The sequence below is a fragment of the Klebsiella aerogenes KCTC 2190 genome (assembly GCF_000215745.1).
Classification (GTDB): domain Bacteria; phylum Pseudomonadota; class Gammaproteobacteria; order Enterobacterales; family Enterobacteriaceae; genus Klebsiella; species Klebsiella aerogenes.
In genome coordinates this window covers 4,136,700-4,159,458 of the sequence record NC_015663.1, presented here as the reverse complement: position 1 = coordinate 4,159,458, position 22,759 = coordinate 4,136,700, and the positions used below count along the sequence as shown (strand labels likewise).

General features: G+C 52.8%; 23 protein-coding genes. All 23 read left to right on the top strand.

What is annotated here, in order from left to right; genetic code table 11:
• Positions 1 to 39 precede the first annotated feature (39 nt).
• The 23 genes from tssB (at position 40) to EAE_RS19570 (ending at position 22,723) form a co-directional block, all read left to right on the top strand.
• Positions 40 to 564, top strand: a complete 525-nt coding sequence (gene tssB / locus EAE_RS19680) for a type VI secretion system contractile sheath small subunit (protein ID WP_015366559.1) — start codon at positions 40 to 42, stop codon at positions 562 to 564.
• A gap of 3 nt (positions 565 to 567) precedes the next feature.
• A complete protein-coding gene (gene tssC / locus EAE_RS19675; RefSeq protein ID WP_015705459.1) occupies positions 568 to 2,067 on the top strand; it encodes a type VI secretion system contractile sheath large subunit in 1,500 nt (499 codons plus the stop codon).
• Between the two features lie 324 nt (positions 2,068 to 2,391).
• Entirely contained in the window at positions 2,392 to 2,874 is a 483-nt protein-coding gene (locus EAE_RS19670) for an Hcp family type VI secretion system effector (protein WP_015366565.1), read from the top strand.
• Positions 2,875 to 2,938: 64 nt separating this feature from the next.
• Positions 2,939 to 3,928 (top strand): hypothetical protein, encoded by a 990-nt coding sequence (locus tag EAE_RS19665; protein ID WP_015705458.1) that lies wholly within the window; start codon positions 2,939 to 2,941, stop codon positions 3,926 to 3,928.
• A gap of 373 nt (positions 3,929 to 4,301) precedes the next feature.
• Entirely contained in the window at positions 4,302 to 4,724 is a 423-nt protein-coding gene (locus EAE_RS19660; protein ID WP_015705457.1) for a hypothetical protein, read from the top strand.
• Between the two features lie 119 nt (positions 4,725 to 4,843).
• The gene (gene tagH, locus EAE_RS19655; protein ID WP_015705456.1) at positions 4,844 to 6,571 is read left to right on the top strand and encodes a type VI secretion system-associated FHA domain protein TagH; all 1,728 of its coding nucleotides are present in this window, start codon (positions 4,844 to 4,846) and stop codon (positions 6,569 to 6,571) included.
• Positions 6,571 to 7,365, top strand: a complete 795-nt coding sequence (locus tag EAE_RS19650; protein ID WP_015705455.1) for a PP2C family protein-serine/threonine phosphatase — start codon at positions 6,571 to 6,573, stop codon at positions 7,363 to 7,365. The genes tagH and EAE_RS19650 overlap by 1 nt, the downstream gene beginning before the upstream one ends.
• Positions 7,366 to 7,386: 21 nt before the next feature.
• Positions 7,387 to 8,370, top strand: coding sequence for a hypothetical protein (locus EAE_RS19645; RefSeq protein WP_015705454.1), 984 nt, complete (start codon positions 7,387 to 7,389; stop codon positions 8,368 to 8,370).
• A gap of 9 nt (positions 8,371 to 8,379) precedes the next feature.
• Complete coding sequence (locus tag EAE_RS19640) at positions 8,380 to 9,174, top strand: type VI secretion system accessory protein TagJ (RefSeq protein WP_015705453.1); 795 nt, start codon at positions 8,380 to 8,382, stop codon at positions 9,172 to 9,174.
• The gene (tssE, locus tag EAE_RS19635; RefSeq protein ID WP_015705452.1) at positions 9,171 to 9,734 is read left to right on the top strand and encodes a type VI secretion system baseplate subunit TssE; all 564 of its coding nucleotides are present in this window, start codon (positions 9,171 to 9,173) and stop codon (positions 9,732 to 9,734) included. The genes EAE_RS19640 and tssE overlap by 4 nt, the downstream gene beginning before the upstream one ends.
• Positions 9,735 to 9,736: 2 nt before the next feature.
• A complete protein-coding gene (tssF, locus tag EAE_RS19630; RefSeq protein WP_015705451.1) occupies positions 9,737 to 11,608 on the top strand; it encodes a type VI secretion system baseplate subunit TssF in 1,872 nt (623 codons plus the stop codon).
• Complete coding sequence (gene tssG / locus EAE_RS19625) at positions 11,605 to 12,648, top strand: type VI secretion system baseplate subunit TssG (RefSeq protein ID WP_015705450.1); 1,044 nt, start codon at positions 11,605 to 11,607, stop codon at positions 12,646 to 12,648. The genes tssF and tssG overlap by 4 nt, the downstream gene beginning before the upstream one ends.
• Before the next feature lie 49 nt (positions 12,649 to 12,697).
• A complete protein-coding gene (gene tssH / locus EAE_RS19620; protein WP_015705449.1) occupies positions 12,698 to 15,310 on the top strand; it encodes a type VI secretion system ATPase TssH in 2,613 nt (870 codons plus the stop codon).
• Positions 15,311 to 15,334: 24 nt separating this feature from the next.
• On the top strand, positions 15,335 to 16,759 hold the full coding sequence (locus tag EAE_RS19615) for a serine/threonine protein kinase (protein ID WP_015705448.1): 1,425 nt from the start codon (positions 15,335 to 15,337) through the stop codon (positions 16,757 to 16,759).
• A 78-nt stretch (positions 16,760 to 16,837) separates the two neighbouring features.
• Positions 16,838 to 17,227, top strand: a complete 390-nt coding sequence (locus EAE_RS19610) for a hypothetical protein (protein WP_015705447.1) — start codon at positions 16,838 to 16,840, stop codon at positions 17,225 to 17,227.
• The gene (locus tag EAE_RS19605; RefSeq protein ID WP_015705446.1) at positions 17,224 to 17,598 is read left to right on the top strand and encodes a DUF3592 domain-containing protein; all 375 of its coding nucleotides are present in this window, start codon (positions 17,224 to 17,226) and stop codon (positions 17,596 to 17,598) included. The genes EAE_RS19610 and EAE_RS19605 overlap by 4 nt, the downstream gene beginning before the upstream one ends.
• Before the next feature lie 38 nt (positions 17,599 to 17,636).
• The gene (locus EAE_RS19600; RefSeq protein ID WP_015705445.1) at positions 17,637 to 20,033 is read left to right on the top strand and encodes a type VI secretion system Vgr family protein; all 2,397 of its coding nucleotides are present in this window, start codon (positions 17,637 to 17,639) and stop codon (positions 20,031 to 20,033) included.
• Between the two features lie 9 nt (positions 20,034 to 20,042).
• A complete protein-coding gene (locus EAE_RS19595; RefSeq protein ID WP_021469585.1) occupies positions 20,043 to 20,417 on the top strand; it encodes a hypothetical protein in 375 nt (124 codons plus the stop codon).
• 200 nt (positions 20,418 to 20,617) lie between these two features.
• Entirely contained in the window at positions 20,618 to 20,965 is a 348-nt protein-coding gene (locus EAE_RS19590; RefSeq protein ID WP_223575853.1) for a DUF3592 domain-containing protein, read from the top strand.
• A 42-nt stretch (positions 20,966 to 21,007) separates the two neighbouring features.
• On the top strand, positions 21,008 to 21,385 hold the full coding sequence (locus tag EAE_RS19585; RefSeq protein WP_015705442.1) for a hypothetical protein: 378 nt from the start codon (positions 21,008 to 21,010) through the stop codon (positions 21,383 to 21,385).
• A 68-nt stretch (positions 21,386 to 21,453) separates the two neighbouring features.
• Positions 21,454 to 21,840 carry a DUF3592 domain-containing protein gene (locus EAE_RS19580; protein ID WP_015705441.1) on the top strand — a complete coding sequence of 129 codons (387 nt, stop codon included), beginning with the start codon at positions 21,454 to 21,456 and terminating at the stop codon, positions 21,838 to 21,840.
• 40 nt (positions 21,841 to 21,880) lie between these two features.
• Positions 21,881 to 22,270 carry a hypothetical protein gene (locus EAE_RS19575; protein WP_015705440.1) on the top strand — a complete coding sequence of 130 codons (390 nt, stop codon included), beginning with the start codon at positions 21,881 to 21,883 and terminating at the stop codon, positions 22,268 to 22,270.
• Between the two features lie 105 nt (positions 22,271 to 22,375).
• On the top strand, positions 22,376 to 22,723 hold the full coding sequence (locus EAE_RS19570) for a DUF3592 domain-containing protein (RefSeq protein ID WP_015705439.1): 348 nt from the start codon (positions 22,376 to 22,378) through the stop codon (positions 22,721 to 22,723).
• Positions 22,724 to 22,759 lie beyond the last annotated feature (36 nt).

Sequence of the window (22,759 nt, the reverse complement as noted above, 5' to 3'; positions counted from 1 at the left end):
GCGCTCAACCTTTACCGCGCATCTTCGATGGAGAACATCATGGCAATAAGTAAAAGTGGGCAGAAATTTATCGCACGCAACCGTGCGCCCCGCGTACAGATCGAGTACGACGTAGAGATTTATGGTGCGGAACGCAAAATCCAGCTTCCGTTTGTAATGGGGGTAATGGCGGATCTGGTGGGTAAACCGGTCGACAACCAACCCGCGGTCGATGAACGTAAGTTTCTCGACATCGATATTGATAACTTCGACGAACGTATGAAAGCGCTGAAACCGCGCGTCGCTTTCCAGGTCGACAATACGCTGACCAACGAAGGCAAACTGAACGTCGACTTAACCTTCGACAGCATGGACGACTTCCTGCCGGATGCCGTGGCCCGCAAAGTGGAGCCGCTGAACAAACTGCTGGAAGCCCGCACCCAGCTTTCAAATCTGCTCACCTACATGGACGGCAAAAACGGCGCGGAAGAGCTGATTGCCAAAATTTTGCAGGATCCGACGCTGCTCAAATCGTTGAGCCAGATGCCGAAACAAGATGACAGTGCGAAAGGTAGCGAGGAGTAATCGATGAGCAACCCGACTCAACAACATGAGCAGCAGTCCAGCCAGGCCTTTAGCCAGGATGAATTCAGCGCGCTGCTGAACAAAGAGTTTCGCCCGAAAACCGACCAGGCGCGTTCCGCCGTTGAGAGCGCGGTAAAAACCCTCGCGCAGCAGGCGCTGGAAAACACCGTCACGTTTTCCAACGACACCTATCGCACCATCCAGAACCTGATTGCCGGTATCGATGAACAGCTGTCGCGCCAGGTGAATCAGATCCTGCATCATGATGAGTTCCAGAAACTGGAAAGCGCATGGCGCGGCCTGAGCTACCTGGTCAACAACAGCGAAACCGACGAGATGCTGAAAATCCGCTTTATGAGCATCTCCAAGCAGGAGCTGGGGCGCACTCTGAAGCGTTACAAAGGGGTGGGCTGGGACCAGAGCCCGATCTTTAAGAAAATTTATGAGCAGGAGTACGGCCAGTTTGGCGGCGAGCCATTCGGCTGCATCGTCGGCGATTACTATTTCGACCATAGTCCGCAGGATGTGGAATTACTGGGCGAAATGGCGCGAATCGGATCGGCTGCGCATTGTCCGTTTATTACCGGTACCGCACCGGAAGTGATGCAGATGGAGTCCTGGCAGGAGCTGGCGAACCCGCGCGACCTCACCAAAATCTTCCAGAATACCGAATACGCCGCCTGGCGTTCGCTGCGCGAGTCGGAAGACGCGCGTTATCTGGGGCTGGTGATGCCGCGCTTCCTGTCGCGCCTGCCGTACGGTATTCGAACCAACCCGGTGGACAGTTTTGATTTTGAAGAGCAGACCGACGGCGCGGATCACAACAATTACGCGTGGGCCAACTCGGCGTATGCGATGGCGGCGAACATTAACCGCTCGTTCAAAGAGTTTGGCTGGTGCACCTCCATTCGCGGCGTGGAATCCGGCGGCGCGGTGGAAAATCTGCCTTGCCACACCTTCCCGAGCGACGATGGCGGCGTGGACATGAAGTGCCCGACCGAGATCGCCATCAGCGATCGCCGCGAAGCGGAGCTGGCGAAAAACGGCTTTATGCCGCTGATCCATCGCAAAAACTCCGACTTTGCCGCCTTTATCGGCGCGCAGTCGTTGCAGAAACCGGCGGAATATCATGATGCCGACGCCACGGCGAATGCCCGTCTGGCTGCGCGTCTGCCGTACTTGTTCGCCTGCTGCCGTTTTGCTCACTACCTGAAGTGCATTGTGCGCGACAAAATCGGCTCCTTCCGCGAGCGCGATGATATGGAACGCTGGCTGAACGACTGGGTGATGAACTATGTCGATGGCGATCCGGCTAACTCGTCGCAGGAGACCAAAGCGCGCAAACCGCTGGCGGCCGCTGAAGTACAGGTAGCGGAGATCGAAGACAACCCGGGTTACTACACCGCGAAGTTCTTCCTGCGTCCGCACTACCAGTTGGAAGGGCTTACCGTGTCGCTGCGTCTGGTTTCCAAGCTGCCGTCGCTGAAAACCAAGGAAGCGTAATATGATGCCGCCGGGAGGCGACTCCCGGCAGGTACCACGCCATGGAACTACACCGACTGCAAAGAAATATGGTTTTGGGAAATTAACTTCCCAGATAATCATCGGTGATCCTAATAAAACCTGGAGTCAGGATAACCCGCATTAATTTCAACTTTGCATTCCTGCTATTTCACAGCATGAGTGTTAAGACCAGCAATGGGCTTAAGCCTGTTGCTCTGAGGCAGAGGTAAAATATGGATGGTTTTATTCAGCCCCATGCTTTCCTGTTTGCCATATAAGTGCTTTTTCGAAAGCAATAATTTTCATTAACGAAGAGTAGATATTATGGCTATTGATATGTTTCTGAAGGTCGAGGGTGTAACCGGTGAATCAAAAGATTCTAATCACACCGGTTGGACTGATATTACCTCTTTTTCCTGGGGCGCATCCCAGCCGGGTAATATGAGCGTGGGCGGCGGTGGCGGTGCGGGTAAAGTGAATTTCAACGACCTGCACGTAAATGCGCTGATCGACAAATCCACCACCGCGATTCTGAAGCACTGCTCCAGCGGCAAGCACCTGACCAAAGTTGAACTTTCGGTCTGCAAAGCCGGTGGTCAGCAGGTTGAATATGCGCGAATCACCCTCGAAGATGTACTGGTGACTTCTGTGCAGTACACCGGCGCCGATAACGGCGACACCGTTGGCGTAACCTATGCCTTCCAGGCGGCGAAAGTGAAACAGCAGTACTGGGAGCAGACTTCCGCTGGCGGTAAAGGGGCAGAAAGCAGCGCCGGCTGGAATATCAAAGAAAATAAAGAAGCATAATTATATTGCTTTAACCGAACCGGGGGACTCTCTGGTTCGGTTTAATTCACCAGGGACTAAGAAAATGAAGGGACAATCAAACTTATTACCAGGTTACTGTATTGTACAGCAGCCGGGAACATTGGATTTTCAAGCTCGCTTATTATTCAATAATATCAATTGTGAATCCGCCCGTTACTTTATGCAGCTTAATCGCGATACCCCATGGGTCAAACCAGGCCAGATATTAATTATTGCCAACCCAAACAACTTAAATCAAGCATTCCAGATGAATTCACTTTTTGTCGCCAAGAAAAAAGTAAACACAGCATTATCGACAGTTGATAATTCAGTGGCTGAAATGCTCAATAAAAATTATGATAAAATATCTACCATTACTTCGTGGGGGGATGCGATAGTTGGCAATGCGAGCGATTCAGGCGAAAAATATTTCAGGCAAATCGAGAGTATTCTGAAAAAAATTGAAGCAACGTATCAAAATCAATTCAGGACACAAGGTGCTTTGATTGGACAACAATTCTATGCTGAACGAAATGCGTTATTTACTCAGCTAAAACCACTGCTTAATAAGGTTGTAAGAAAGTCCCTTAAATTCAATGACTATAACGATATGAAAAGGGTACTTGGATTGTCTACTCAATCTATCGTTCATGAATGGAGCACAGTTGGCATTGGGGCAATACCCGGTTACGCAACTTATGTGAACAGTGCAGCCAAAGCTGCCGCTTTTATGAAGATGGGGGGCTGGGTGGCATTTGGTCTATCATTCATGAACACCAGCAATGACGTCTATCACGCTTGCACCGCAGGCCGAGAAAGCGAATGTGGTCAGGTAGCAATCAAAAAATATAGTGAGTTTGCTGGGGGAATAGGTGGCGGTATGGCTGGAGCATCATTTGCAGCACCTATTTGTATAGCGGCTGGTGTTCCCACTTATGGTGTAGGAACTATTGTATGTGGATTAGTAGTTACGGCAGCAGGTTCTTGGGCTGGTAGTATCGTTGGCGACGAAATTGGCAATACATTAAATAGATTAATTTATCGTGGGGATTGATACTACATTGAAATACTACCTTGATATATTGTACTTGCTTCTTGTAGTTGTTTTTTTTACATCTATTATTTTTCTTTTTATTTTATCGTCGCCATACGAAGCAAGTAGAAGCAATATGCCTATTACTCGTGCAAGAGGGACTGCTTAGTACTCAAGATTATGAGTTTTGGCAGAGGTTAGGATTCTGGGGATTTAGTTTTCGCGTGGCAATGGTTTCACGAATTCATAATGGCAAGCCAGTTAAATTGAGTAATGCCAAAATACTGGATGCCAGGGAAGGTCAGCGTTGCATCGCAAACTTCGAACTCGACTGGATTCGTAATTATTATAAATGCGTTACTATAATGGCTATTGAGTTCTTAGTGCTTCTGGTATGGACGCTTATGCGTTAACTAAAATGTCTATTGTTAGTTATCACCTCATCATTTCTTCATTTTTGTTTGTTGCAGTATTTGTAATGTTGATTATCTATCATGATTATTATAAAAAACACGATCAGGAATTAGCTGGCGCTTTCGAATTATTACGGCGGAACGGTTTTCTTGATTACCAGGATTATTATTTATATGAAAAGCTGGGGTTACCCGGTTTCGGTTTTCGAGCATCATTAATGGCCGCAATTCTTAAGGAGAAAAAGATAAAAAGAAAAGGGGGCGGTTGGCTTAAGTCTGGGGCGAGTCAGTTAGTCAGAGAATATTATGACATTTCCTTGCTACAGAATTTTCAGCGCCTGACTTGGTTAATGTTATTTTTATTTACGGTGATGTTCATTCTGGCCTTGCTGGGCGATAATTAGTTCGCTAAATTTACTTCTCTTTTTTTTCTAAATGACTCAATAACTCGCCCGTAAACGCCGCCGTTCTTATTCCGAGAGCGGCAGCGTTTGTGCGCCAATCATATCAGCAGGAATAGGCTATGCGATTCACGATTATTTCGACCAAAGCCGGTCATCAGCCCCCGCAGGGCAGCTGTGACTTTTACGCGCCGGGCGGTACCATTGGGCGCGGCACGGACAATAACCTGGTGCTGCCGGATGACGACCGCGCCATTTCTCGCCTGCAGGCCATCGTTCACGTGGCGGCAGACGGCGAGTGCAAAATTACCAATCGCGGCAACGTGACGCGGGTGGTACTCAACGAGATCCCGCTGGAGCGGGGGCGTCAGGTTGAACTCCAGGATGGCGATATCCTCGCTATTGACGACTATCGCATCGAAGTCAGCGATCTGTTGCAGGATAGCCAACCGATAAGCCGGATGGCGGCGAGCGGTCAGCCGCCTGTCACAGCGAAACCGTCGACACCCGCGCCATCCGCAGCGCCCACCGTGGCGGAAGCCGCGCCAACCGCGGTACCATCAGAAATCTGGGATAGCCTGATGCAGGAATTCTCGATTGCCGACAGCATCTCCAGCAGCCGGGCTAAGCCGCAGGCCGATAATGCGCCTAATCCCTTCGCCGAGCCGAAGCCTGCCGAACGTAATCCGGAAGATCCGCTGGCGATGTTCGCTGATAGTGAACCTCTGTTTGAGCGCCCGCCGGTGGCGACGGACGACCTGTTTGCCGATGACACCCCATTTGATCGCGACAGTATTTTTGCCGACGTTACGCCAACGACGCTGGTGCCACCAGTTGAAAAACCGGCTCAGCCTGTCGCCGATGAGCCGCAGGCAGAATTGGATCCGCTGGCGCTCTTTGGCGGCGACGCTAGCGCCAAAACCGCGCGTCATGACGATCCGCTGGGGCTAATGGGCGGCGCGCCGCTGACATCGGTAGATGCCTTCAGCAACGAAGAGCCTGCTAAAACGGTTGCCGACGAACCTGATGCCGCTTTTGATTCGCCATTATTGATGGCCCAGCCGCCGCAGGAGCCGCCCGCGGCAGCGCGTGAAGAAGCGCCGGAAATAACCTTACCGACGCCGCAGGCCGTGGCGCGGCAAGCCGCCCAGACGCCAAAAGGGCGCTTGCGTATCGATCCCGTACGTCATGAACATCAGGCGACCAGCACGCCGCAGCCGGGTAACGGCGAAGTGCTGCAGGGAGAGCTACTGGAAGCCTTACTGGAAGGCATGGGGCTCGGCGATATGCAGCCGGTGCCGCAGTTCGACAAAGAGAATATGCGGCAGCTTGGTCAAATGCTGAGCATGTTCTCGCAGGGAACCGTCGCGCTGCTCTCTTCGCGTTCGATCCTCAAACGCGGCGTCAAAGCCGATATGACCATGGTACTGGACGACGCCAATAACCCGTTCAAGCTGTTGCCTTCCGGGAAAACCGTGCTGATGCAGATGTTCGGCGCGCGGATGCCGGGCTTTATGCCGCCGAAAAAATCGGTACGCGATGCGTTGATTGACCTGCAGGCCCATCAGTTAGGGATGATCTCGGGGATCCGCGCCATTATTGCCGCGATGCTGCAGTCCTTTAATCCCGAGCAGCTGGAAGAAGAGGCTAAGCGCGATGGCCATACTTCGCGCCTGGCGCTTCCGGCCAGCCGCAAAGCGGCGTTATGGGACTATTTTGTCCGTACCTACGGCGAAACCGCCGGGGAAATTGAAGACGATTTCCACACCCTGTTTGGCGAAGCGTTCCTCTATGCCTATGACATGGAAGTGAATCAGTACAAAGACTCACAGAGCGGATCGGAAGAATAATGGACATTACCACGGCTTCTCTTTCCCGCCAGGGAACGCGCGCCAGCAATCAGGATCAGACCGGCGAATGCGTGGGTGAGCGCTCCGCCTGCTTTGTGGTCTGCGACGGCATTGCCGGGTTGCCCGGCGGCGAGGTGGCGGCGGAACTGGCGCGCAACGCTATTCTGGATCGGTTTGACGGCGATAATCATCTGAACGCCCAGACCATTCGCCAGTATGTACAGCAGGCCAACGGCGCCATTCTCCAGCAACAGCAGGCGACGCCGGATTATCGGCGAATGGGCACCACGCTGGTGAGCCTGTTTATCGATCGCGATTATAAGCTGGCCTATTGGGCCCACGCCGGTGATAGCCGGTTATACCTGTTTCGCCGCGGCTGGCTGTACCACGTCACCACTGACCACAGTCTGGTCCAACAGATGAAAGATGCCGGACATCAGACCGACGATATTAACAGCAACCTGCTGTACCGGGCGTTAGGCATGGCCAGCGACGGTGCGGAAGCCAGCTATAGCGATGTGGTGCCGGTAGAAGATGGCGATGCCTTTTTGCTCTGTACCGACGGTTTCTGGCACGGCGTCGGCGAAGAGCAGATGAAATCCTCCCTGCAGATGGTCAACACCCCGCAGGAGTGGTTAACCCTGATGAATCAGTATCTTCAGAGAAACAATGACGGCGACCAGGCCTCGCAGGACAACTACAGCGCCGTCGCGGTATGGATGGGCAGTCCGGAAGAGGCGACGCTGCTGCACTCGCTGGCCGACGCCGCGCAATTTTTCCCCCTGCGGGATTGAGACAGGCTAAGAAGGATTTTTATGAAACATTGGATATTGGGTGCGGCACTATTTGCCGCCACCGGCGTCGCGCAGGCGGAAAACTACCGTATCGTGCAATCGCCTTCGCAAAAACTGGATGTCTGGATCGATAACATCAAGGGCAATACCGCGCAGAGCTGGTGCGCTAATGAAGTGGCGCTACGCATCGTCGCCAATGGCAATAAGAACGTCAAGATACTGGATAACTTCCTGCCGCGCGTCGGCGCGTTAATGGAGCATCAGTGTTCGCGTTTACAGCAGCTGAACTGGACGCTGGTTGACGCTAACAATGGGCATATCGCCCAGGGGAGCGCGGCGAAAAACAAAAAATGGGCGGTAAAAGTCGCGCCCGCCGAGACCGCCGTGGCGGCGGAAAAGCCCGTCGCGCCAGCCTGGCTGCCGCCGGAAGAGAAGGCGGAAAAACTGTCTCCCGCCGCCGACCGCACGCCGTGGCAGGAGTTCACATTGCAGGGCGGCTGTCGACTGCGCACCTTCTGGCAGGAAAACGCCGCCGCCTTATTCATCCCCGCCGTTGAATCCGGTAGTTGCGAAAAGGGCGGCTGGCTGAGCGGTCGCACCGTCATCACTCAATCCGTTAACGGTAAAGAAAAGCAGAGCACCGTGACCTTCGTACATGGTTTCCCGGTCCTGGGTCTCAATGCCGCCGCTGACCCCAATAAACTTCTGATCACCGCGGTCAATAATCAACGCATGGTAGTCAGCAATGAAAACGCTCAACAAAGCTGGATGATCCTGCCCTATGTCGCCGGGCAAAACGGTTGGCAGATGACCGGCACGCTGGCTATCGAAATGTCCCAGGAACTGGCCAACGATCCGTCGCGTCTACAGGCGCGGATAGAGGCGGCGCGTAGCGTCTGGACGCCGTGGCTGGCGCCGGATATTAAACTCAACGTTGTGCTTATCGACGGCCTGCACCCGCTGCTGCGTAACCCGGCGGCCGGCGCATGGCGCGCGGCAAACTAAGGAGCGACGATGAACACGCTATATCAACAGCTGGCTGGCGAAAGCGTCGGCGCGGCGCTGCAACGCCTGGAAAGCGAGATCAAAAGCCGTCCCGCCGATGCCGATTTACGTGCGGCGTTCGTTCAGTTTCTATGCCTGAGCGGTAACTGGACGCGCGCGTTGGCGCAGCTAAAAAGCTGGCTGGCGCTGAAGCCGCAGGCCCAGCCAACGGTCACCCTGCTGGAACAGAGCATTCAGGGCGAGCAGCAGCGCGATGCGGTATTTGCCGGCAGCGCCCGCCCGCAGATGCCGGACAGCCAGTGGCCGTGGCTGTCTGCGCTGGCCTCCGCGCTTTGTTCCGATTCAGAAACCGCCCAGCGACAGCGGCTGGCCGCCTTTGAACAGGCGCCCCTTAATCCTGGTAATCTCAATCAGACGGATACCCCCGCGGTCGCTTTTCACTGGTTGATGGACGGCGACGCGCGTCTGGGCCCGGTTTGCGAACTTATCGTCAATGGCCGGTATTGCTGGCTGCCGTTCGCCGCTATCGCCGAAATTCGTTTTCAGGCCCCGGCGAGCGTCACCGATCTGGTGTGGCGCCACGCTCTGGTGCGCCTGACCGATGGAAGCGAGCAGGTGTGTCAGATCCCCGCGCGTTACCCTGTCACGCCGCAGGCGGAAGCCCGCTTCCAGTTGGGCCGCGCCACCGAGTGGCAGCCGCTGGACGACGAAGGATCGCTCTATCAGGGCCACGGACAGAAAGTGTGGCTTAACGATAGCGATGAATTCCCGATTCTCTCTCTCGACGTGGTGAGTTTTGCATGAACAAACCGGTACGCGACGGTGACGCGCTGCGCAGCGGCTGGCAGGCGCGTAGCAAACAAGAGACCATTGGCGCCCGCGATAAGATGCAGCCGTCGCTGCTCGACCGCCTGACCGATAATCAGCCGCAGAAAAAATCAGAGCCGCTTAACAGCAACCTGATCACCCACAGTACGCTGCGCCGTCACGTGCTGCGCGATCTGCAGTGGCTGTTTAATACCATCAATCATGACGATCCGCAGGCGTTGGCCGCGCTGGCGCACGTGCGCCGTTCGGTGGTTAATTTCGGCGTCGCGCCGCTGGCCGGGAAACGGATGTCGGATATTGAGTGGCAGGATATTCAGCGCAAACTTACCGAGGCGATTATCAGCTTCGAGCCGCGCATTCTGCCGCAGGGGCTGCAGGTCCGCTGTATTTCTGATACCCAGTCACTGGATTTACATAACGTCCTGTCGATTGAAATCAAAGGGCGGCTGTGGTGCGTACCGTATCCATTAGAGTTTCTGTTCCGTACCGATGTGGATCTCGAAAATGGCCACTTTGAATTGAAAGACGCGGGGTAACAATGGAAGGCAAACTGCTTGAATATTACAACCGCGAGCTGGCCTATCTGCGTGAGATGGGCGCTGAATTCGCCGAACGCTATCCGAAGGTTGCCGGCAGGTTGGGCATGCGCGGTATTGAGGTCGCCGATCCTTACGTTGAGCGGATGATGGAGGGGTTCGCCTTTCTGACTTCCCGCGTGCAGCTAAAAATGGACGCCGAATTCCCGCGCTTTTCACAACGTCTGCTGGAGATGATCGCGCCCAATTATCTGGCGCCTACGCCGTCGATGGCGATAGCCGAACTGCAGCCGGACATCAATAAAGGCGATCTGAGTAAAGGTTTCGTGGTGCCGCGCGGTACGATGATGGACAGCCAGGTATTGAAGAAAAATGGCGTCACCTGTAGTTACACTACCGCGCACGATGTCACGCTGTTGCCGCTGCGTATTGAGAAAGCCGAACTTGGCGGCATCCCCGCCGATGTGCCGCTGGCCGCGCTTGGGCTCAGCCAGCGCGGCGCCGTCAGCGCTTTGCGCCTGCGTATAAGCTGTGAAGGGGCTCAACATCTTGGCCATCTGACCTTTGACCGGCTGGCGTTTTTCTTAAGCGGCCCGGATATTGAGGCGCTGCGCCTGCTGGAGCTGATTCTTGCCCACCAGGTCGGGGTGGTGTGCCAGACCACCGGGCGCGATCCGCTACGTTTTTCGCTGAGCGAAGAGGCTATCCAACAAGAGGGTTTCGCCGCCAATCAGGCGCTGCTACCGGAAGATCTTCGCAATTTTGACGGCTACCGGTTGCTGCACGAATACTTTGCCTTCCCGGCGCGCTTCCGCTTTATCAGTATTAACGGCCTCAGCAAGTTAATTGGCCAGTGCAAGGAAGAAAAATCCTTCGATATCATTATTCTGCTGGATAAAACCGACGACCGGCTGGAACAAGTGGTGGAAGCTAACCACTTCGCGTTGCACTGCACGCCGGTGATTAACCTGTTTCCGAAAATCGCCGCCCGCCAGTCGTTGAGCGACAGCCAACATGAATACCATCTGGTGGTCGATAACATCCGCCCGCTGGACTACGAAATCTATTCGGTGAGTAAAATTCACGGCAGCGCTGATGGCCACCGCGACGATCGCGAGTTCCGTCCATTCTGGAGTTCATGGAGCAAGGATGCCGGAGATTACGGCGCTTATTTTTCACTGCGCCGCGAACAGCGGGTGCTTTCCGAACACGCGCTGCGCTATGGCACGCGTACCGGCTATACCGGCTCTGAGACCTTTGTCTCACTGGTCGATGAGCAGCATGCGCCGTGGCAGGAAGATCTGCGTTACATCACCGCCGAGGTGCTGTGCACCAGCCGCGACCTACCGTTGATGCTACAACAGGAGCTGGGGCAATTCGTGCTGGCGGATTCGCTACCGGTAAAAACATTGAAAATGCGTAGCGGCCCGACGCCGCCGCGACCGGCGCTGGCGGAAGGGCTCAGCACCTGGCGGCTGATAAGCCAGCTGCAGATGAACTATCTCAGCCTGATGGACGGTGAAAATGGCGAAGGCGCAGCAGCGCTGCGCCAGTTGCTTGGGCTGTATGCCGGGCTGGCGGAGACCGCCGTGGCCCGCCAAATCGAAGGGGTACGCCACTGCGTGCTGGAGCCAGTTCATCGCCGGGTGCCGGAGCCGGGGCCGATCGTCTTCGCCCGCGGTATCGGCATTACCTTGACCGTTGACGAGCGCGCTTTTTCCGGCGCCAGCCCGTGGCTGTTTGGCAGCGTACTGGAACGGGTCTTTGCCCGGCTGGTGTCGCTCAACAGCTTTACCGAATTCACCTTATGTAGCCAGCAGCGCGGCGAAATCGGTTACTGGGCGCCGCGAATGGGGAAAAGGGCGCTGATATGAGTGACACGTTGGCTACCATTCATCGCCTGACGCCGCTGGCGGACGTTTTCTGGCGCGAGGTTACCGCCGCGCCCTGGCGCTACGACCTTTTTCATCTGCTGCGCCGCATTGACGCGCAAGGGGGCGAACGTTATCCGCTTGGGCGCGCGCCGCTGCCGAAATTCGAATCGCTGCGCATCGGGCAAACGCCATCAATGGGGTTTGCCCCCGCGACGCTGGCCAGCGCGCAAAAACGGGCAAATAGCGCGGTGCATGAGATATCGATTCTCAGCTTCGGTCTGTTCGGCCCCAATGGCCCGCTGCCGGTTCATATGACCGAATACGCCCGCGAGCGTATTCATCATCATCAGGACGACAGCCTGAGCGCTTTTGCCGATCTCTTTCATCACCGCCTGACGCTGCTGTTCTACCGCGCCTGGGCCGACGCGCAGCCAACGGTATCGTTAGACCGTGCGGACAACCGCCGCTTTGAGCGCTATCTCGCCTCACTCATCGGCATGGGCCAGCCGGGGCAACTGGAGAAGGGCGACCTGAGCCCGCATGCGCGTTTCACCCACGCAGGCCATCTCAGCCGCCATGGTCGGGATCCGGAAGGGCTGGAGAAGATCCTGCGAAATTACTTCAAAGTCCCGGTCAACATTATCAGCAACGTGCCGCAATGGATGCCGCTGACCTCGCGAGAACAAGCGCAACTGGGGGCGGGAAGGCGTTTACCTCGCCTGGGCGTCTCGGCGTTTCTCGGCGTCGCGGTACGCGATGTTCAGCATAAATTCCGCCTTGAAATCGGCCCGCTTAGCGCCGCCGAATACGCCCGTTTTCTGCCGGGCGAAAACGCGGTAAACGAATTACGCGACTGGATCCGCCAGTATCTTGGGATCGAATATGCATGGGATGTCAGGGTACTTATCCGCGGCGATGAAATACCCGGTACGGTCCTCAGCGGCGACGGCAAACTGGGTTACAGCACCTGGCTTGGCCACCAGCCAGCCCCCGCGCCGCGTGGCGATTTAGTGTTTAGCGTGGAGCAGAGCGACGCTTGATGTCGTCTGCACTCTGACACCTTTATTAATGTTATCAATGGAACCGAACATGTCAGAAATCAGCCGTGCCGTACTCTTCGGCAAACTGGATACGCTGTTGTTTACCTCGCTGGAAAGCGCAACCGCCTTTTGTAAACTGCGCGGCAACCCTTACGTTGAGCTGGTGCACTGGCTGCATCAGCTGATGCAGCAGCAGGACGGCGATCTGCAACACATTATCCGCCATTTCGCCCTTGATGAGCAGGCGCTGACCCGCGATATCATCGCGGCCCTGGATGCGCTGCCGCGCGGCGCCAGTTCGGTCTCCGACCTTTCTGAGCATATCGATAGCGCCGTCGAACGCGCGTGGGTTTATGGCTCGCTGAAATATGGCGTCAACCGCATCCGCGGCGGCCATTTGTTAATAGGGCTGCTGAAAACCTGGAATCTGGCTAACGTTCTGAAAGGCATTTCGCCGCAGTTTAGCAAAATCAATGTCGATGCCTTGAGCGAGAGCTTTGAGACGCTGCTGGCCGCCAGTAAAGAGAGCCAGCAGGCGGCGGTGGAGGCGGCCAACACGAGCGCGACGCCGACGGCGCAGGGTACGCTGGCCCAGTACGGACAGAACCTGACGCTGCGGGCGCAGGAGGGCAAAATCGATCCGGTGGTTGGCCGCGATGAAGAGATCCGCCAGATGGTGGATATCCTGATGCGGCGCAGGCAGAACAACCCGCTGCTGACCGGGGAGGCTGGCGTCGGTAAAACCGCGGTGGTGGAGGGGCTGGCGCGGCGGATCGCCGCAGGCGATGTCCCGCAGCCGTTGCGTAATATTGAGCTGTGGCTGCTGGACATCGGCATGCTGCAGGCCGGTGCGGGCATGAAAGGCGAATTTGAAGCCCGTCTTCAGGCGTTAATTAACGAAGTGCAATCCAGCCCGACGCCGATCGTGCTGTTTATCGACGAGATCCACACCCTGATTGGCGCAGGCGGCCAGCAGGGCACCGGCGATGCGGCGAACCTGCTGAAACCGGCGCTGGCGCGCGGACAGTTACGCACCATCGGCGCGACCACCTGGGCGGAGTACAAAAAATATATTGAAAAAGATCCGGCGCTGACCCGCCGTTTCCAGACGGTGCAAGTCCACGAGCCGGATGAAGAGAAAGCGTTGCTGATGCTGCGCAGTACTGTATCGCCGCTGGAGAAACACCATCGGGTGCTGCTGCTTGATGAAGCGGTTAACGCGGCGGTGAAGCTGTCGCATCGTTATATTCCCGCGCGGCAGTTGCCGGATAAAGCGGTCGCGTTGCTGGATACCGCCTGCGCCCGCGTCGCCGTCAGCCAAAGCGCGCCGCCGCCGCAGTTGGAAGATTGCCTGCAGCGCATTGCCGCCCTGGATGTGGAACTGGAGATTGCCCAACGCGAGAACCGGGTGGCGATTGGCGATGCTCAGCGCATTGAGCAACTCAAGCAGGCGCGTCAGCAGCAGGAAACCGAACGCGATACCTTGAGTCGTCGCTGGGAGCAGGAACGCGCGTTGGTTGATGAAGTCATCGCGTTGCGCGCGCAATTGCAGGAGGCTGATGACGACGCCGAGCCGGCGCTGCGCCAGACGCTTAATGAAAAACAGCTGGCGCTAAAAACCCTGCAGGGTGAGATGCCGCTGCTGTTCGCGGCGGTAGATGAGAACGTGGTGGCGGCGGTGGTCGCTGACTGGACCGGCATTCCGCTGGGGCGGATGGTCAAAAATGAAATTGACGCCGTACTGAGCCTGGCCGACACGCTCAACCAGCGAGTGATTGGCCAACGCCACGGGCTGGATCTGATCGCCAAACGTGTTCGCACCTCACGCGCGCGGCTCGACGATCCCAATAAGCCGGTCGGCGTCTTTATGCTTTGCGGGCCATCCGGCGTGGGTAAGACCGAAACCGCGCTGGCGCTGGCGGAAGCGCTGTACGGCGGCGAACAGAACGTTATCACCATCAACATGAGTGAGTTCCAGGAGGCGCATACCGTCTCGACCCTGAAGGGCGCGCCACCGGGTTACGTGGGTTACGGCGAAGGCGGGGTGCTGACTGAAGCGGTACGACGCCGCCCGTATAGCGTGGTGCTGCTGGATGAAATCGAGAAGGCGCATCCGGACGTGCACGAAATTTTCTTCCAGGTGTTTGATAAAGGCTGGATGGAAGACGGTGAAGGCCGCCATATCGATTTCCGCAATACAATCATTATCTTAACGTCTAACGTCGGTACCGAGCTGATTAGCGCTATGTGCGCCGATCCGGATCTGATGCCCGAGCCGGAAGCGCTGAGCGGCGCGCTGCGTCAGCCGCTGTTACAGGTCTTCCCGCCAGCACTGCTTGGCCGCCTGTTGGTGGTGCCGTACTACCCGCTGAGCGATGCGATGCTGGGGCAAATCGTGCGTCTGCAGCTGGCGCGTATTCAGCGCCGTCTGCAGGACAATCACAACATTGTCTGCGAGATTGACGACAGCGTCGTCGAGCAGGTGGTTCAGCGTTGTACCGAAGTGGAATCCGGCGGGCGTATGGTCGATGCGATTCTGACCAACACGCTGCTGCCGCAGATGAGCCAAATTCTGTTAACCGCCAACCGTAACGATGAGCAGTTTACGCAACTGCGCATCAGCTATGCGCAAGGCGAGTTTCATTGTCAATTTGCCGCGTAACACCATCAGAAAGTGAGTCTTAAGATGACGGATCACGAAAACAATCGGACTGTCCTGAACGCGCTGCCGGTCGGGTATCGTTTTAACGAATTTGAAATAAAGGAAGTGATTGGCGGCGGCGGTTTCGGCATTGTGTATCGCGCCTGGGACCATCAGCTGGAACGTACCATCGCGATAAAAGAGTTTATGCCTTCGTCGCTGGCGGTACGTAACGAAGATATGACCCTGGTACTGCGTAGCGAGCGCTTCAGCAAAGCGTTCTCAGCCGGATTAAACAGCTTTATCCAGGAGGCGCGGCTGCTGGCGCGCTTTAATCATCCCAACTTGCTGCACGTGCTGCGCTTTTGGGTTCAGAACGACACCGCCTATATGGGCACGCTGTTTTATAGCGGCACCACCTTGAGCCGCCTGCGCGAACAGCAGCCAAACCTCATCGATGAGGCATGGATCCGCCGGATGCTGCCGATGCTATTCGGCGCCATTAAAACCATTCACGACGCCGGCTATTTGCACCGTGATATCTCACCGGAAAATATCCAGATCCAGGATAACGGCCTGCCGGTGCTACTCGATTTCGGTTCGGCGCGCCGGACCATCGGTAATCTCTCCGACGAAACCGAAACTATGCTGCGCCCGGGTTATGCGCCTATCGAGCAGTATACCGACGATAATGACAGCGAACAGGGCGCCTGGACCGATATTTATGCCGTCGGCGCTGTGCTGCATACGCTGATCGTGGGTTCACCGCCGCCGGTGAGCGTGGTGCGGAGTATTCAGGACAACTATCAGCCGCTGGCGGAACTGAAGCCGGCGGGTTACTCGCTGCCGCTGCTACAGGCGGTAGATAAAGCTCTGGCGCTGCGGGTGGAAGATCGTCCCCAGTCAATCGACGCGTTCGCCGAGCTGATTGAAATGCCGGTGTCCAGTATCGATGACGTCTTGTCGGTCAAAAAAACCGGCACCATGCTGGCGCTGGTCGAAGAGGAAGAACAGGAGCCCGCCGCGACAGACTGGCGGCGCTATAAGGTTCCGGGGATGGTCGCCGCAGGCGTATTGGTCGGCATTATTGCCGGCGGTATGCTGTTCAGCGGCGGCGGCAGCGAGGCGCAACCAGCACAGAGCGCCAGCACCCAGCCGCCAGCGGCGGTTACGCCGCCGGTAACAACGCAGACCGCTAACGCGCAGACCGCTCCGCCCGTTGCTGTTCAAGAGAGCAAACCTGCCGCCGCGGCGGCGCCTGTTGCTCAGGTTTACGTGCGCATGCGGGAAGGGGAAAAGCTCAAACTCAATGGCGAACCACATAATACGCAACCGGCCACAAACGGCTTCGCCTCGCTGAAACTGGCGCCGGGACATTATGAAATTACCCTGCAGGGTAATGGACAAACCCGCGAGCAGACGCTGGATATCGCCAAACCGGGAACCTGGCTTATTAATCCATCGAGCTAGATGGCGCAATTGAGAGCGAAATCCACCCGCCAGAAATGCACGGCGGGTGGCTAATCACTGGTCAACAAGGAGTGTTTAATGACGCCAGGCTGGATTATCAACGCAGTATTGACGCTGGTTATTATTTTCATCAGCTTTTACCTTGCCAACCGCATAGTAAAAAACTCGCAACGGCGGGAGCAGCGGATTATCGAAAACGGGAACGATATCCAGGTTACGATACTCGCAATGCGGCAAACCGGATTATTTATCAACAACAATCCTGTCATTGATATGGATCTGCGGGTACAGGATTTAAATAATGGAAAAACGTGGCTTGTGGAAAAGCACCAGGAAACGGTTTTGCTCATTACCCTCGATGCCTGGCAGGTCGGAGTGACTTATGAAGCAAAACTCGAGCCAAAAGATAACGCCATTGTGTTTGTAAGAGATATTAACGATAAGCCAAAACTGACGAGTGGAAGATGAATATTTTTACTAACGTAATCGTTCTGGCCGTGGTCCTACTGTTTATTTATATTTTTGCGTCATTGCTGATTCGCGATGCGAAAAATAAAAAACTCAAAGCGGCTATCCACAATGATGGCGTTGCGGTGTCTGGCACCATCACAAATGTGAGAAGCCGCTCGGGCGGTAATTCCGGGTTTATTAATATTAGCGTCGATTTTAATTACGTTAACGAAAAAGGTGAATTGCTGACCGGTCAGCGGGATATCGTTATTGATATTACGCGTATCCAAAACTTTCAACCGGGAAAGCCGATTCCGTTACGCTACTTGCGCCTTGACCCGCAACAGGTGCTGGTCGATCTGCCGAACCCACTGTTAACGCGCAGCTAGTGCTGCACAAACTGTATCCCCCTGAATGGAATAATATTATGTCTAACAGGATCACCGTTCAGCTCCCCGTTGAGGGGCTGCTTTTCTGGAAACTCAGCGGACATGAAGCCATGTCGGAAATGTTCGAGCTCAGCTTAACGCTGCTTGGCAGCGATGCGCGTCTGGATCGCAGCAAGCTGCTTGGCCAGCCGGTCACCGTGACCATTCCGACGCAAAACGCGCTGAGTTCGCGTTATTTCAACGGTAAAATTACCCGCGTGGCGGTGAGCGCCGTTGAACTGAGCGGTATCCGCTACGCCGCTTACCAACTGATCGTTGAACCCGACTTATGGCCGATGAAACGCGACCGCAACCTGCGTATATTCCAGGGGCAGACGGTACCGCAGATCATCAATACGTTGCTGAGTGAATACCAGGTCAACGTTGAGGATAAGCTGAACGGCAGTTACCGCGTCTGGGATTACTGCGTCCAGTATCAGGAAAGTAGTTTCGCCTTTATCAGCCGCCTGATGGAGCTGGAGGGGATTGCCTACCATTTCCGTCACGAGGCGGGTAAACATACGATGGTTCTGACCGATTCAGCCACCCAGCATCAACCGGTAAGCGGCTATGAAACCATTCCCTACCACCAGACGGCATCGGGCGGTATTACCACTGAAGAGGGGATCGGTCAGTGGGCGCTGGAAGATAGCGTGACGCCGGGGATTTACAGCCTCGATGACTATGATTTCCGTAAACCTAACGCCTGGCTGTTTCAGGCGCGGCAGAACCCGGCATCGCCCTCGCCGGGCAGTATCGACGTGTACGACTGGCCGGGGCGGTTTGTCGATCACGGACACGGTGAATTCTACGCGCGTATCCGCCAGGAGCGCTGGCAGGTTGAACATCAGCAGATCCAGGCGTCCGCCACCGCGGTAGGCATCGCTCCCGGCGCAACGTTTACCCTAACTAATGCGCCATTCTTTAGCGATAATGGCGAATATTTGACGACCGCCGCAGATTACTTGTTTGAAGAGAACAGCTACGCCAGCGGCGGCAATAGCGATATCTCGCACCAAATCCATTTTAGAGTGATCCCCTCTTCGGTAGTCTATCGCCCGGCGCAGGTAACCGACTGGCCGCGAACCTATGGCCCGCAGACGGCGAAAGTTGTCGGGCCTGAAGGGGAAAGCATCTGGACCGACAGGTATGGCCGCATCAAAGTGAAGTTTCACTGGGACCGCCATGCCAAAGGCGATGACACCAGCTCCTGCTGGGTTCGCGTGTCGAGCGCCTGGGCAGGCCAGGGCTTTGGCGGCGTGCAAATTCCCCGCGTCGGCGATGAAGTGGTCATTGATTTTATCAACGGCGATCCTGACCGCCCGATCGTCACCGGACGTGTGTATAATGAAGCCAGCATGCCGCCATGGGATCTCCCCGGCGACGCCACCCGGATGGGCTTTATGACGCGGAGTAAGGATGGGAATCAGGACAATGCCAGTTACCTGTTTTTTGAAGATAAGCTTGGTGAAGAGTCCGTCGATTTGCATTCTGAAAAAAATATGAACGTGTCTGTTGAAGGGATGCACAATGAAGTTGTTCATCAGCAAACGATCTATTCACATCTAAATACGCGTTCCACTAGTGTGGTAGGCCACGATACGCAAACCTTTAATGCCGGGCAAACCATCGCTATCACGGCTAATGGACGTAATGAAAGCATTGTCGATAGTGAAACAAAATCGGTTACGGGTTATTCAAGTAATAGTTATACCGGCAATGTGGTAACCGAAAGCGGTGATACGGTTAGCACTTTGGCGGCATCGAAGATAATGTACGAAACGCCAGATGTTATCTTTGGTCAGGTTGTCGATGCCAAAGGTACAGAAAGTGCAGTTCCCAATATACCTTTTGATATTAAAAATACCGCTGGGCAGATTATGGCTGCACCAGGGACCAAGCTCTACGCAACAGATTATTTGGCAGCAGCCTCTACAAGCGCAGTTTCCGCTGCCACCAGAGTGACATACAAAAAAGGGGTTGTAACGCATATCCAAGGTATTGACAAACTTACCGTGGATAATAATCAAATAGTAGACGTTAAAGGGAATGTTGCTAGAAATATCCTGGGTGAACTTAATGAAACGGTTCAAGGCAAAATATCTATTAACTCACCATTAAAAATATCTATAAAAAGCGATACTAAAGTAGAAATTGTTTCCCCTGAGGGGTTGTTCACTAACAAGGGAATAAGTGTATCATTAAATGGCACAACACACTCCTTCAACGGACTTAGCACATCTGTGAATGGTGCATCGTTTAGTTGGACACCATTAAACATGCCAACGTCATTAGCAAGTATTGTCCACTCTCCAATGAATGTAACTAGATCTCTAACAAAAATAGAATCTTCATTGCAGAATGTAGTTATTGGTTTTATCCACATGTTTATGTAAGAGGTATATATGAATTTCCTTTCTGAACACTCAGGACCTATTGCGTTAGGTGTAATGTTGATATTCATCTTCATCTGTCTCAGAGGATTAAAGGGACAGAAGGAAGATTTTAGTGAAATAAGAAATTGGGTTGCAAGAGACAACTGGAACGGCGAATTAGCAACAGGAAAATTAAAAGAATGGAAACAAACATCAACTACCAATAATTTTGACCATTTCTATATTTTTACTATCGAGTCTAATTTGAGTGGTGAAGCTCAAACATATAAAGCAGCAACTGTGTTAAAGACCTCTGAAGTCATTAAATTAAAAAAGGATATGCCTGTAATGTTCAAATACCAGGGAGTACCCCCAAAAAAAACAGCAGTCATGAGCGTAGGCTAGTACTAGTCGATGCACGACATATAATTGCTGCTTTACCCTTTGATAGGGAACATGGCATAGAAACGGCCTCCAAATGCTGCGTTTCCTTTCCATTGGTTTTAGCTGGTAATAAATAATCAATCCAGAACCTAACGATTTCTCAATTTTTAGCATTTAAAATAAGACAGCCATCAATGGTTCACTTAATGTAAGATTTTACGATGTCAAATTCAACAATGTGGTCTATCTTTATAACCATTTTAGTTTTGGGGTGGTTCTTATACAGTATAATGAAGTCAGGAAATAATGATGAGAAGTTTCGTAAGGAAGGCATTAAAGTTGAAGCTAAAATCATTAGTAAACAACATATAAGTACCTCTGGCACCGGAAATATGAAATTTAAGTTTGAATTGGAATTTATGACTCCCGATGGAATTGTCGTCACATATGCTCGTCGCTTTATAACTCCGGAAGAAATGGTTAAAATTGGTAGGAAAAATACAGTTTTTTTATATTACCTCCCAGGTGCCCCTGAAAAAGTCTACCTTGTTCCTGGAGATATGGAGTAAACTATTGATGATAGTTTTTGTTAACAGCACGGATGCAACCCTATGAATGTCATCACGGAACCATCTTTTATCTTTGGCATTGTGGTGACAATCATAGCATTAGGTATATCATTTGCTGCCTTCAAACCGAATAAAACTGAAGTTTCAGCAATTAAAAACTGGTTGTCGAGAGATAAGTGGTCCGGTCAAACAATCCAGGTTCCGCTAGAATCATGGCGTCAGACAGAAACAAAGTACGGCAATGATTATATTTATGATTTCTATTTTAATGCAAATATAAACGGTTCTGTAAAAAAATACATTGCGAAAGGCATTGTAAGACCCGATGATATTCATAAATTAAAGAAAGGAATGTTATTATCAGTAATGTACAGTAATAACACGCCTCTAAAGATAGCGGTTACTTCCGTTAATTATTAAATGTGTAATGGTGCAGTAATATTTGATATTTCATTCTACCTATAAAATCACGACCTGGAATTGATTAAATGGATTTTCTAAATACAAAATGGTTTTATATTCTGCTTGTGGCATGCCTTATAGCACTCTATATTATTGGGCGGAATTTTCGTAGTTCCGTTATCCCTATGATCAAGGCTGGGTTTATTGAAAGCGCTGTTCTTAAAACAGGAATCGCAGTAAATGCCGATATTATTGCATCTCATCAAACTAGTATGTGGGGTGGAAATAAGCCAATATACCATTTGACCTTAAAATTTAACACTCTTGAAGGTGTTGAAACCGAAGCGAGTGTTGATATGGGGCTAAGCTTTGAAGAAATTGAGAGATTTAAACCCGGCAATGGGACAACAATAAAATACGACGCTAAAAATCCTAAACGAATCGCAATTTATGACAGACCATTATTTTTATAATGTGACAATTATTTATATTTAAAACCTAAAAGAGCTAACAATGAACTTTATTTATCAACACTCTTTGTTAATTGTTATTGCATCGGTTGCATTTAGCTTTTTTCTATTGTTCGGTTCGCTGCGAAGTCTCAAAGGACAGGGCGGGGACCTTACTGAAATAAAAAACTGGCTAAGCCGTGAGCGCTGGCCCGGTGAGATAAAAAACGCATCTCTGGTAAGTTGGCGTCAAACTAACGCGACCAATAATTTCGATTATTATTTCGTATTTACCTTTGAGGCGAACATTGAGGGTACGACAAAACAGTATAATGCTGCTGCCGTGGTACGTGCTTCAGAAATCCCCAAATTAAAACCGGGGCTTCAATTAACTATAAAGCATGAGGGCGTTCCGCCAAAACGAATGGCTGTTATGGATGTGGATTATGAATAAACAGGGTATCCACTAGACTTCTATGCTCGTGGCCATTTAGGTGGCCACTTAAAAACACTCACAGAATTTCTAATATGTGGTGAACTTCATCATTAATGGATCATTATGTTTGACTCTATGTGGGGAACATTAATATTAGCCGTTTTAATTTTGTTTGGTTTGTTCTTATATTGTTATCGTTCAGGCTCCAATTATGATAAGTTTAAGGCAAATGGCATTCGTACCGAGGCTAAAATATTAAGCATGGAAAAAATTGGCGCGAGTGGCGGAGGGAGCACTAAACTTAAAATGGAATTATCTTTCAATACTGACTCAGGTCTGGTGACGGCAACGGCTAAACAGTATATTTCCCCGCAAAATATGGTAAAAATCATGAGAAACAATACTATTTACATCTACTACATGCCTGATAATCCCAAAGAGTTATTACCAACACCTTGGGAGATGGAGTGATGGAGTCTCTCTATATTGTGAGAAAACCAAGATGTC